This window comes from Anaerohalosphaeraceae bacterium (assembly GCA_037479115.1).
Taxonomy (GTDB): domain Bacteria; phylum Planctomycetota; class Phycisphaerae; order Sedimentisphaerales; family Anaerohalosphaeraceae; genus JAHDQI01.
The window spans coordinates 1-12,302 of the sequence record JBBFLK010000030.1 but is presented as its reverse complement, the minus strand read 5'-3'; the positions used below and the strand labels follow the sequence as shown (position 1 = coordinate 12,302).

13 protein-coding genes and 2 tRNA genes are annotated in these 12,302 nt (G+C 54.0%); 11 read left to right on the top strand and 4 right to left on the bottom strand.

What is annotated here, in order from left to right; all coding sequences use genetic code 11:
- The first annotated feature begins 2 nt into the window (after positions 1–2).
- Both proB and WHS88_11510 read left to right on the top strand, forming a co-directional pair.
- Positions 3–1,124, top strand: coding sequence for a glutamate 5-kinase (gene proB / locus WHS88_11515; protein MEJ5260804.1), 1,122 nt, complete (start codon positions 3–5; stop codon positions 1,122–1,124).
- Positions 1,125–1,184: 60 nt separating this feature from the next.
- Positions 1,185–1,269, top strand: a tRNA-Leu gene (locus WHS88_11510).
- 1 nt (position 1,270) lies between these two features.
- Here WHS88_11510 and WHS88_11505 read toward each other — a convergent pair.
- Positions 1,271–1,945, bottom strand: a complete 675-nt coding sequence (locus WHS88_11505; protein ID MEJ5260803.1) for an HAD-IA family hydrolase — start codon at positions 1,943–1,945, stop codon at positions 1,271–1,273.
- A gap of 142 nt (positions 1,946–2,087) precedes the next feature.
- A complete protein-coding gene (gene rpmA, locus WHS88_11500; protein ID MEJ5260802.1) occupies positions 2,088–2,327 on the bottom strand; it encodes a 50S ribosomal protein L27 in 240 nt (79 codons plus the stop codon).
- A 134-nt stretch (positions 2,328–2,461) separates the two neighbouring features.
- Between rpmA and WHS88_11495 the strand changes: the two genes are divergently transcribed.
- From WHS88_11495 to rdgB, 8 genes are all read left to right on the top strand, one after another.
- Positions 2,462–3,772, top strand: coding sequence for a B12-binding domain-containing radical SAM protein (locus tag WHS88_11495; protein ID MEJ5260801.1), 1,311 nt, complete (start codon positions 2,462–2,464; stop codon positions 3,770–3,772).
- Positions 3,773–3,839: 67 nt separating this feature from the next.
- Positions 3,840–3,911, top strand: a tRNA-Thr gene (locus WHS88_11490).
- 42 nt (positions 3,912–3,953) lie between these two features.
- Entirely contained in the window at positions 3,954–4,829 is an 876-nt protein-coding gene (gene argB / locus WHS88_11485; GenBank protein MEJ5260800.1) for an acetylglutamate kinase, read from the top strand.
- Between the two features lie 29 nt (positions 4,830–4,858).
- Entirely contained in the window at positions 4,859–6,046 is a 1,188-nt protein-coding gene (locus WHS88_11480; GenBank protein ID MEJ5260799.1) for an aspartate aminotransferase family protein, read from the top strand.
- Positions 6,043–6,954, top strand: coding sequence for an ornithine carbamoyltransferase (gene argF / locus WHS88_11475; GenBank protein MEJ5260798.1), 912 nt, complete (start codon positions 6,043–6,045; stop codon positions 6,952–6,954). The genes WHS88_11480 and argF overlap by 4 nt, the downstream gene beginning before the upstream one ends.
- A gap of 98 nt (positions 6,955–7,052) precedes the next feature.
- Positions 7,053–8,363, top strand: a complete 1,311-nt coding sequence (locus WHS88_11470; GenBank protein MEJ5260797.1) for a DNA methyltransferase — start codon at positions 7,053–7,055, stop codon at positions 8,361–8,363.
- Positions 8,342–8,977, top strand: coding sequence for an MjaI family restriction endonuclease (locus WHS88_11465; protein MEJ5260796.1), 636 nt, complete (start codon positions 8,342–8,344; stop codon positions 8,975–8,977). Before WHS88_11470 ends, WHS88_11465 begins: the two co-directional genes overlap by 22 nt.
- Positions 8,974–9,636 (top strand): RdgB/HAM1 family non-canonical purine NTP pyrophosphatase, encoded by a 663-nt coding sequence (gene rdgB / locus WHS88_11460; protein ID MEJ5260795.1) that lies wholly within the window; start codon positions 8,974–8,976, stop codon positions 9,634–9,636. Before WHS88_11465 ends, rdgB begins: the two co-directional genes overlap by 4 nt.
- Here the strand turns inward: rdgB and WHS88_11455 are convergent.
- Both WHS88_11455 and WHS88_11450 read right to left on the bottom strand, forming a co-directional pair.
- Positions 9,633–10,847, bottom strand: a complete 1,215-nt coding sequence (locus WHS88_11455) for a glycosyltransferase (GenBank protein MEJ5260794.1) — start codon at positions 10,845–10,847, stop codon at positions 9,633–9,635. The genes rdgB and WHS88_11455 overlap by 4 nt on opposite strands.
- Before the next feature lie 4 nt (positions 10,848–10,851).
- Positions 10,852–11,754, bottom strand: a complete 903-nt coding sequence (locus WHS88_11450; GenBank protein MEJ5260793.1) for an NTP transferase domain-containing protein — start codon at positions 11,752–11,754, stop codon at positions 10,852–10,854.
- A 187-nt stretch (positions 11,755–11,941) separates the two neighbouring features.
- Between WHS88_11450 and WHS88_11445 the strand changes: the two genes are divergently transcribed.
- Positions 11,942–12,302, top strand: a 361-nt coding sequence (locus WHS88_11445) for a hypothetical protein (protein MEJ5260792.1), incomplete at its 3' end; no start/stop codon positions are given.

Genomic DNA, 12,302 nt, shown 5'->3' with positions numbered 1-12,302 from the left:
GTATGCGCGATTTATCCTCCGTCAAACGAATGGTTGTGAAAATCGGGACAGCGACCCTCAGCCGCAACGGCGGCATCGATACCTCCTATGTCCGAAGCGTCGCCCGCCAGATTGCTCAGCTGCACCGTCAGGAACGCCAGGTTCTGCTGGTTACCAGCGGGGCTATCGGGATGGGAGCCGGTGCTTTAAAGCTCAAGGGCCCCATCACGGAACTGCCGCTTCGTCAGGCCTGTGCGGCGGTCGGCCAGCCCCTGCTGATGCACGAATACCACAAGGCCTTTCAGGAAGAAGGACTGAGCGTCTCTCAGGTGCTGCTGACGGCCGAGGTCCTCAGCAAACGCAAAAGTTATCTGAACCTCCGCAATGCCATCGAAACGCTCCTGAGTCTGGGCGTCGTGCCGATTCTCAATGAAAATGACAGCGTCTCTACCGAAGAAATCGGCACGGCCTTCGGCGACAACGACCGGCTCAGTGCCCTGGTCGCCAGCAAGATTGACGCCGACCTGCTGATTCTGCTGACGGACATCGACGCCCTTTACGACAAAAACCCCAGAGAGTTTCCGGACGCCAAACCCATTCGCCTTGTGGAGGAAATCACTGAAGACATTCGGCGAGCCGCTGGCAAAAAGGGCTCGGCCTATTCCACCGGCGGAATGAAAACCAAAATCGAAGCCGTCCGCATCGCCTTTACAGCGGGCTGCCGTGTGATTCTGGCTCACGGACGCGAACAGGAGGTCCTGTGCCGGATTCTCGACGGTGAAGAAATCGGCACCCTGTTTCTGCCCAAATCCGCCAAACTGCCCAACCGAAAACGCTGGATACTCCACAGCCGGCCGGAAGGAACCATTTACGTCGATGCCGGCGCCATGGCCGCTCTTCGCCAAAACAAAAGTCTCCTTCCCAAAGGCATTACCGGCATCGAAGGCACCTTCAGCGCTGGGGCGGTCGTGATGATTAATCAGCAGGCCAAGGCCGTCACCAGTCTTAACTCCGCCGAACTTCGCCAGGTCGCCGGCAAACACTCCAGCCAAATTCGTCAAATCCTCGGCCCCAATCATCGAGACGTAGCCGTCGTCCCGGAGGACATCGTCTTCCTCGATGAGCCGAACAACCCTTCCGCATGAACAAACCGGAAATTCCCTTGACGAATCCGGCCGCCGGTCCTATGCTGGTGCCGTTTTCATGCCGGAGTGGCGGAATGGCAGACGCGAAGGATTCAAAATCCTTTCCGGTTCACCCCGGGTGTGGGTTCGACTCCCACCTCCGGCAGTCAGTTTTCCTTCCAGTGCAGCACGTCCTTCGTCGCCGTTGACAAATCCGCCGCGATGAAGTCCGCATCCGTCAGAGCTTCTTTCGGAAACGATGTTGTTAAGGCCAAACACCGCATTCCGGCTGCTTTGGCGGCCTGAACGCCGCTGACGGCATCCTCAATCACCAGACAGCTCTGAGGGGGCAGATTCAGCCGAGACGCCGCGGTCAGGAACAAATCCGGTGCGGGCTTTTTGCGGGCGGCATCTTCACCGGTTACAACCGCATCAAAAGAGTCAAAGCCCAGACCAATCTCCCGAAGGTTGCCTTCGACTTTCCGGCGGTCTGCACTGGAGGCCACGGCAATCTTTTTGCCCAGCGTTCGGCATCGCTTAAGAAAAGAATGCACACCGGGTAAAGGTTTCAGCGCCCCGCGGATAATCTGAAGATAAATATCGTATGTGCGCTCTTTGGCCTGGGCCAAATCGATGGCAAGACCGTACTTTTCGGCCACCCCGCCCAGATAGCGCGTTTCGCCCGTGCCGATAAACGGCACAAAATCCTCCGGCCTGACCTTCAGTCCATATTCGGCAAACATCTGACAGGCGGCGCGGGCCAAAAACTCCTCGGAGTCCACCAGGACCCCGTCCATATCAAAAATAACCCCATAAGGAAGACCGTCTCTGCCGTTTGTCATTCCATCTGTCTCCGCTCTGCAAACATAAAAAAAGCCGTCCTTTCGAACGGCTCTGAAAAAACTCATCGTCATCCCCGCGCCCTGTCCTCCGAAGCACTCAGCAAAGGAGGAAGGCGGGAATCCAGACCTTTCAGCACAACACTTAATTAGCCACGACGTCCACCTTGCGTCCGCGGAACTGCACCACGCCGTCGCACTTGGCAAACAGGGTATGATCCCGTCCCATCCCGACGTTAAAGCCCGGGAAGAACTGAGTGCCCCGCTGACGGACAATAATCCCGCCCGCCGAAATGGTTTGTCCGCCGAAACGCTTAACGCCCAAAAACTTCGGGTTGCTGTCTCGACCGTTTCTTGTTGAACCTTGTCCCTTTTTATGTGCCATAACTAACCTCGTTCCCTGACTTATCTGTTTTCAATTTCCTCAAAGACCAGTAAGATTAACAAATTCCTTCTTGACTGTAAAGAGAGAAATCTTTTTTTTGAACACCGCTTAAAGTAAGGAAAAACAAAAACGCTATGAAGCCGAAAATCCTGCTGGTCAACCCGCCGATTTATGACTTTGCCGCCTATGATTTCTGGCTGAAACCATACGGCCTTCTTCGAACCGCAGGAAAGCTTAAATCCTTTGCAGAACTATACTTGTTTGACTTTCTATACCGCAGAAGTCCTGAATTTTCCCCCTCCCTGAAAGAAGACTCATGGGGGCGGGGCGAATTTCCGCGTCAGCGGATTGAAAAACCCGCCGCCCTGAAAGACATTCCCAGATACTACCATCGTTTCGGCATTCAACAAGAGGCGTTCTTGCGATTTCTCGACCTGCACGGTCCTTTTCATTTCGCCCTAATTCAAACCTCACTGACCTACTGGTACCCCGGAGTCCAGGAAGTCATCCAAATCCTTCGCCGAATCCAGCCGCAAACCAAAATCGTCCTGGGCGGGTTCTATGCTACCTGCTGCCGAGACCATGCCCAGTCCCTCGGAGCCGACTGCATCATCTCCAATACCCATTTAGGGCCCCTCTGGGAACGGCTGGGCTTTGAGCCCTCCGCCGGGTACAGTCCGCCATACTGGGAAGGATACCCAAATCTGGACAAAGGCATCATGACCCTCACAGAGGGCTGTCCGTTTCAATGCAGCTACTGCTACCAGCCCTTGACCGGCAGGCCGTTCCGCCCCCGCCCGCTGAAGGAGTGCATCGCCGATTACGAGCATCTGGCCCGTTTGGGCACTCGCAACATCGCCTTCTATGACGACGCACTTCTGGTCAATCCCCAGCAAACCCTTCTTCCGTTTCTGGAGTATGTCATTCGCCATCCTCACGGAATCGCCTTTCACACCCCCAACGCCCTTCATGCCCGCCTGCTTTCCCCCCTGCTGGCGGAGAAAATGGCCCAGGCGGGCTTTCAGACCTTCTATCTCGGCTTTGAAAGTGCCAGCCGGGCCTTTCAGGAGGCCACCGGTCAAAAGGTGCTGTCCGACGACCTGGCGGAGGCCGTCGAGGCCCTCAAAACCGCCGGCGTCCGCTCCGAACAAATCACCGCATATATCCTCCTGGGGCACCCCAAAGGCGACCTCCAGCAGGTCGAAGAATCCATGCACTTTGCTCATTCACTCGGCATTCGGATTATGCTGGCCGACTTTTCCCCCATCCCGGGAACGCCGGACGGCGAACTGTGCCGGCAGTGGACGGACCTCGACGAACCCCTCAATCACAACAAAACCGCCTTCCCGATTCGCCTGCTCGGACGGGAAAAAACCAACGTTTTCAAGGAACTGTGCCGCCGGCTCAACAGCCGCCTGAACACCCGTCCGGACAGCGGAATTTAGACAAAATCCCTTGCATCCGCCCGGCAAAATCTGTACAATCCCCCTTTTCCGGCAGGACAGGTTTTTTGCCAACGTAGCTCAACGGTAGAGCACCGGTTTTGTAAACCGGCGGTTGTGGGTTCAAATCCCTCCGTTGGCTTTTTTCTATTTTCGGACAGAACTTTTTGGGAGACCGAACGAAATGGAACAGGCCATCGGAAAAGCCAATGCGCTCATCGAAGCCATGGAGTACATTCGCCGCTTCCGAGACAAAATCGTGGTCGTCAAACTGGGCGGCAGCATCCTCGACGATATGGAACTCCAGTACAAACTGCTGGTGGATGTGGTTTTTATGGCTACCGTCGGGATGCGTCCCATCCTGGTTCACGGCGGCGGAAAAGCCATCACACAGGCGATGAATGAAGCCGGGCTGGAGCCCCAATGGGTGCAGGGCCGCCGCTATACCGACGAGCGGACATTGGCGATTGCCGAACATGTGCTGGTCCATAAAATCAATACCCCCATCTGCAACACCATCCGTTCTCTGGGCTGTCGGGCAATGGGGCTTCATTCCCTCAGCAGCTGCGTGGTTTTTGCCGAACCCCTTCGCCTCGAAAACGGCGACGGACGCAAAATCGACCTCGGCCTGGTCGGCAAGGTCTGTGATGTCAATGCGGAACTGCTCACGATGCTCTGTCAGGCGGGCGTCATCCCTGTGATTGCACCGGTGGCCCTGACCCGCACGGGCGGCAAGCTGAATGTCAACGCCGACAGCGTCGCCGGCAAAATCGCCGCCGCCGTCAAAGCCGAAAAACTCGTCGTCCTCAGCGATACACACGGCATCCGAACCAACAAAGACGACCCGGACAGCTACATCTCCACGCTGACCGAGGGCGAAATCGCCAAGATGATTGCCGACGGCATCATCACCTCCGGAATGATGCCCAAAGTCGAGGCCTGCCTGACCGCCATCGACGGCGGTACCAAAAAGGCCCACATCATCAACGGCAGATTCGAGCATTCGCTGCTGCTGGAGATTTACACGGACAAAGGCATTGGTACCCAGATAGTCAAATAAGCCGCCGATTCGGCGAAAGGAAGAGCCCCATGAATACACAGGAAGTCATTGAATTATACAATCGATACGTCATCGGCAATTACGGCCGGCTGCCCAAGGTCATCGTTCAGGGCAAGGGCAATATCATGATTGACCTGGAGGGCAATCAGATTCTTGATTTGTTCCCAGGCTGGGCCGTCAGCGGCATCGGCCACTGCCATCCGCGCGTCGTCGAGGCCGTCCAGAAACAGGCCGCCCAGCTGCTGCACATGGACAACACCTTCTACACCCTTCCGCAGGGACAGCTGGCCAAACTGCTGTCGGAGCGGTCGTTCGGCGGCAAATGCTTCTTCTGCAACAGCGGCGCAGAAGCCAACGAAGCCGCCCTCAAACTGGCCCGAAAGTACACCGCCAAGGGCAAGTACAAGATCATCACAGCGGAAAAAAGCTTCCACGGACGAACCTTCGGAGCCGTGACGGCCACCGCCCAGCCGAAATATCACGACGGCTTTATGCCTCTCGTGCCCGGCTTTGAATACGTGCCTTTCAACGACATTCAGGCCCTCACAGAGGCCTTCGATGAGGAAGTGGCGGCGGTTATGATTGAACCCATTCAGGGCGAGGGCGGCATCAACCCGGCCACAGCAGAATACCTGCATACCATCCGAAACCTCTGCGACGAAGCCGGCGCTGTGATGATTCTCGATGAAGTCCAGACCGGTATGGGCCGAACCGGAAAATGGTTCGCCTACCAGCATTTCGACGTGGTTCCGGACATCATCACCCTGGCCAAGGCCCTCGGCGGAGGCGTCGCCATCGGAGCGATGATTGCCAAGCCCGAAATCGCCGCCGCCCTCGTGCCCGGCACGCACGCCTCCACCTTCGGGGGCAATCCGCTGGCCTGCGCTGCCGGCATCGCCGTCATCGAGGCTATCGAAGCCGAACACCTGCTCGAAAACGCCCAGCGGATGGGCGACTATGCCTGCCGCAAACTCAACGAGCTGAAATCCAAATACCCGTTTATCGAAGGCATCCGCGGCATGGGGCTGATGATCGGCATCCAGCTGAACGTCCCCGGAGCCGGCATTGTCAGCCGCTGCCTCGAAAAAGGACTTCGAATCAACTGCACACAGGATACCGTCCTGCGGTTCATGCCCTCCATGACCATCACCGCCGAAGAACTGGACCGCGCCATTGCCATTCTGGACGAGGTTCTGGCTGAGGAGGCAAAAAAATGACGCACTTTCTGTCCATTCTGGATTTTTCCACACAGGAACTTCAGGAACTGCTCGATTTAAGCATTCGCCTGAAAAAACTCTACAAATCCGGCGGACGGGACCTTTGCCTTTCCGGCAAGGTCCTGGCAATGCTGTTTGAAAAGGTCAGCTTGCGGACGCGCGTCAGTTTTCAGGTGGCAATGTCGGACTTGGGCGGTACGGCCATTTACTTAAAACCCGAAGACATCGGCATCATCGGCAAGCGCGAGCCCGCCAAGGACATGGCTCGGGTCTTCTCCCGCTATGTGGACGGCATTATGGCCCGAACCTTCTCGCACGAAACCCTGCTCGAACTGGCCCGCTGGTCCACCGTACCGGTTATCAATGCCCTCAGCGACTGGTCTCATCCCTGCCAGGTGATGGCGGATATGATGACCATCCTCGAGCACTTCGGACGGCTGGAGGGCCTGACGCTGGCCTATGTCGGCGACGGCAATAACGTCGCGCGGTCCCTGGCCGAGGCCTGTGCCCGTTTCGGCCTGCGCTATCAGATTGCCGCTCCAAAGGGATATATGCTCGACGACCAAACCATTGCCGAAGCGGAAAAAGCACGCCCGGGTACCGTTTTTACTACGAACAAGCCGGCCGAAGCCGTCCGAAATGCGGACATAATCTATACGGATACCTGGGTCAGCATGGGACAGGAAGACGAAAAAGAAAAGCGGATTGCCGACTTTCAGGGTTTTCAGGTCAACACGGAGCTGCTGGCCGAAGCCCCGGCCCATGCGAAGATTATGCACTGCCTGCCGGCCTATCGCGGCTATGAAATCACCGACGAGGTCGCCGAATCTAAAAACTCCATCATCTTCGACCAGGCCGAAAACCGACTCCACTTCCAGCGTGCCCTGCTTAAAAAACTCCTCAGCTGACTTTCTTGCGGCTTTTCAGACATCCGACAGCTTTCTATTGGAAAGCACAAATGCTGTCTGTATAATAATAGCTAATCAGACAGTGCCTTCGAATCCTTATGCAAACGAGACATACAATCATTTTTGGGGACAGCCGAGATATGTCGGATGTACCATCCGAATCCGTACATCTGATTATCACTTCCCCGCCCTATTGGCAGCTGAAAGATTATGGTTCGCCGGATCAAATCGGCTTTGACCATACTTATGAGGAATATATCAACAATCTGAATCTTGTATGGTCAGAATGTTTTCGAGTTCTTCATAAGGGCTGCCGGCTCTGCATCAACATTGGTGACCAATTCGCCCGCTCCGTCTATTACGGCCGATATAAAATCATTCCGATACGAACCGAAATCATCAAATTCTGCGAGACAATCGGGCTGGATTATATGGGGGCCGTTATCTGGCAGAAAGTGACAACCTGCAACACGACCGGGGGCGCTTCCATCATGGGCTCCTTTCCCTATCCCCGAAACGGCATTCTCAAACTGGATTATGAGTTTATTTTGATATTTAAAAAACCCGGAAATGGACCTTCTGTCAGCCCCCAAATAAAGAAAATGTCCAAACTTACAACCGAAGAATGGAATCAGTACTTTGCCGGACACTGGAATTTCCCCGGAGAACGGCAAAACGGTCATTTGGCGATGTTCCCGGAAGAACTGCCCAAACGCCTGATTCGAATGTTCAGTTTCGTTGGTGATACCGTTCTAGACCCCTTCCTGGGAAGCGGAACGACAACCCTCGCTGCCATCCGCCAGCAGCGCAATTCCATCGGCTATGAAATTAACAAAGATTTTCGCAGTTTAATTGAAAAAAAACTGGGTACAGAACAACAAACCATCTTTGCAGACAGCATCATTGAGTTTCGAAACGCTCAAACAAGCCGGAAAGATTGGAAAAATGCCATCCAAAAACTTCCGTATATTTTCAAGGATCCTGTCCAATTCGACAAAAAAATAGACCCGAGACGAATCTCCTTCGGCTCAAAAATCAACCGCGATACGCCGTCACCCAAAGACTTCTTTCGGGTCAAACAAGTGCTCGCTCCAAACCTGCTTAAACTGGACAATGGGCTCACGATCCGTTTACTGGGAGTAGCGGAGAAAGAAGAAACCCGGCAGGACGCCGTTGCTTTCCTAGAAGAAAAAACAAAAGGGCAAAAGGTTTTTCTTAAGTTTGACCAAATCGCCTATGATGAAGACAATCACCTGTTGTGCTACTTATTCCTGTCAAATAAAACGTTTCTGAACGCTCATCTCATTAAAAAGGGGCTGGCGAAAGCGGATGCATCTATACCCCATCGATACAATACGAAATTCCTGAAAGAATCGAGGCCGACCATATGGCAAAAGAGTGGCTCTTAAACAGTGCAAACATGCGATGGGGACTGACCCGTAAAAGCAAAGTCGGTCCAGTTTCTGAACTGATTCGAAAATGTGCCCCCAAAACTCTCCGTGAATGGGAAACTTTTTATTATAAGAATGCTTACTCAAAAGAGCACCTGGAGACACTCGGACGGCAATTATTCATAAAAATATCGGAGGTCTGCCGCGCGGAAATGGACAGTATTTCCGAGCAGGACTGTATTGATTTTATTATCAATCTTGTCATCAATCGAACCTTTGACGGGTATCAATCCGAAATTCAGACAATTTATGGACAGCTCCAGCAGGCACTCGGAGTCGAAATTAAGCCGGCACCGGATGAATGGGACCGCGGGTACAACGTTGATTTTTATATTGAAATAAACAACAAGTACATCGGGCTTCAAATCAAACCCGCAGGCCATGCCTATATCACTCAAATCATCAATGAATTGGAATTTCAAAAGAAAACACATCAGAAATTCACTGAAAAATACAGCGGCAAGGTTTTTTATATCATTTCCATAACAGACGGAAAGAAAAAGATAATCCAAAATCCCGAGGTGATAGACGAAATCAGAGAAGAAATCAAACGTCTTGGAAATACTCAATGAATCTTGACAAACCCGCCATTCTTGTTGCGACGACCAATCCGGGAAAATTGGCCGAGCTGACGGCGATGCTGGGCGAACTGGCCGAGCAGGTACTCTGGAAAACGCTGGCCGACTTTCCCCATCTGCTCGCCGTACCGGAGGATGGCGAGACCTTTGCCGCCAACGCCCGCAAGAAGGCCCTCGGCTATGCCCGCGGCTCCGGACTGCTTACGCTGGCCGACGACTCCGGTCTGGTCATCGACGCCCTCGGCGGCAAACCCGGCGTTCACAGTGCCCGCTTTGCCGCTGAAGACTATTCCATCCGGGGAGAACACCCCGACCGCAAAACTATTGACCGGCTCAATTACGAAAAAGTGCTGCGGCTTCTCAAAGGAGTTCCGACGCAGCAGCGGACAGCTCGTTTTGTCTGCTGTTTGTGTCTGGCCGATGCCGAGCAGGTGCTTCTGGAAACAAAAGGAACAGTTGAAGGATTCATTACAGAAGAGCCGCTGGGGGAAAACGGCTTCGGCTATGACCCGATTTTTTGGCTGCCGTCCCTGAACAAAACCGCCGCCCAGCTTCCCGCCGAAGAGAAGAACCGCATCTCCCATCGGGCTCAGGCTGTTCGCAACTTCAAACCCCTGCTGGAAAACCTGCTCCGAACTCTCCGCTGCCGCTAATCCGCCGAAAGGATTTCCACCCGCATCGGCCCTCGCAGCCGATAGCGAATCCCCCGCCAGGTGAGTGTATTCCCAACCGCAGAGGCCGCAATAACCGCCAGCATAATCATCGAGAAAAGCCAAAAGAGAACCAAATCCGCCCTCGCCGCCGGCTTAAGGCGGTCCCGGTCTTTCTCCAGGAGCCGTCCAATCATTCTTTGCCGTAAAAAGGCATGAAGCCACTGACAAAAAGCAAACACAGCAGGCCAGAGTAAAAGAATCCACGACGGGCGCCCTGTCTGGAGTGTCCACACCGCCGCCGCAACCCCGCCCCAAAGCCCAAACACCGCGAATACAGAACAAAAAAGACCGAACAGCCACATCTTCGGACGATACACCCGCGTAATCAGAAACTGCCGACGCCCAAACTCCCACAGTTCCTTCCACGAAACCGACTCATAGGAAGCCGACATACACGCAGGGACAAAAGCAATCTTCAGCCCGGCTTTGACAACGGCCTCGCTCAAAGAAAGGTCGTCGCTCAGCGCCGAAGCCCAAATCTGTTCCAGATTCAGCCGGCGGAACGTATCCACCCGAATCGCCATCGACCCGCCCCAGGCCAGATTAAATCGCGTATTGCCCAGCAGCTGGGCAATCTTGGCATTGACCGCCGACAGGGTCAGCGTCGCCCAATTCGGCGTCTTCGGCACAAACCAGCGATAGCCCGTTGCGGCCCCGTTTTTGGCCGCCTGGGTCTCCCGCAGCGGATAGACCAGATGACTGAGCCAGTTCGGCCCGACACACGCATCCGAATCGGCAAACGCCAGCACCTGCGTATCCGCATCGGCCTGCCGAACCGCACAGAGCAGATTGTGCAGCTTCTGGCTGCATCCGCTCGCCCGCCCTGCCGTCAGCAGCCGCACGTCGTTCGCCCGGCTTCGAGGGCGGTATTGCTCCATCAGCCGTTTTAGGACCGGATACGCCGGGTCCTGCTCATCCTCTACCACAAACAGCAGCACATACGGCTCATAATCCTGCAGAAAAAACGAGCGGATATTCTCCTCAAACGCCTCATCCAGCCCCCGGCAGGGCACAATCACCGCCGCTTTGGTGCGATACCCGCGAATCCGTTTATATTTCTGCAGGGCATAACGGGTATTGTTTATCACCTGAATGGTGAAAACAATCTGAGCCGCAATCAGGACCGCTGCCAAAATCTCCAATCCGCTCATGGGTTCATCCTGCTGACGCGTCTTTCATTTGATTCATTGCCTGAATTGAACCGTTCCAAAGCAGACACAACTGCTGATAGTCCTCCGGACTGTCGATATCCTGCGTCTGGTCCTCCACCTGAACAAAATGTCCGGATTGGTCCTGGGGCCATTTATAATCGGGGCTCCCAAACGGATCTACCCTGTCAAGCAGCCGATACAGCCCCCACAGTTTGCCGTATTGATACGCATAGACCGGCTGCTTCCGCTGCCAACAGCGGTACGCCCTCCAGAAATCGTTGCCTCGAAACCCTCTTTCTCGAAACCAATGGGACGGTTTGGGTGAATAATTCTGCCGGAAAAACGGAATGAAAATCTTCCGGCCGCACCCAAGCGCCCTCCAGAACATCCGGCCTTTGTCCCGCAGCTCCGCCAGCAAAGAGTTTTCGCGTAAACTCTTCTCCACTTCTGAATAGGCCGAATCCAAAAAAGAAAATGCAAACAATTCAGGGCGTCTGAGATTGTTCCGGCAAACCGCCGACCCATGCCCGATTCCCCAAAAGCGATGCTCCTGTTCGAACCGGACAATCGAATCAATGCAGGCAGAACTGAAATAGACATCACCGAGTAAAACAACCGTCTTTTCCGACCAGACTGAACGAGAAGAAAGAATCGTATCACTTAAATAGCGGTCTGCTGCAGGCGGCAGTACCTCTGCACTTCCAGCCGCCGCCTTTACAATTTCCGGTTCTCTCGTCAGGACATAGACAGTCCCTACCCCTCTGTCTCGGAGCATCTGAATCGTCCGAATCAGAAGGGGCTGCCGATTATCACAGACCGGAACCAGCTGCTTGAGCGTACCAAAGGCACGATTCCACCGCTGTCCCTGACCGGCCGCCGGAATAATGGCTGTTATTTGAACCGTCATAAAATACCGATTTTCTCAAACAAGTCTTTTTCCACCGAATTATAGAATAAGAAGGTCAAAAAGCAATGGAATTGCCCCTTCATCAAGACCGCAGCGGATTTCCAGCAAAATCTAAAAAACCTTGTTTCCAGAACGTATTTATTGTATCCTCTTTTCAAAAGGAGATTCGTTCCGGAAAGGGAGCATTATGCAAATTCTGACCGCCTGTGACAGCAGCTTTTTTCACTGTGTCAAACCGCTGGCAGCCAGTGTCCGTCGTCTTTATCATCAGCCGCTGCTCGTCTATGACATCGGCCTGACGCCTGAAGAAACCGCCGAATTGGACTGCACACTCATTCCTTTGGAAGTCAGCAGGCACTACAAATCCTACACCATTTATAAATCGACTCCATTTATAAACGCCACTCATAAACCCTCCTGTCTGAAACATTATTTTGAACACTTCAGCGAACCCGTTCTCTATGTGGATGCAGACTGCCTCTTTTGCCAGCGTGTCGAATTGGACGGTTTCGGCATCGGCATCACGGTAAAACCCAAACGAAAACTAG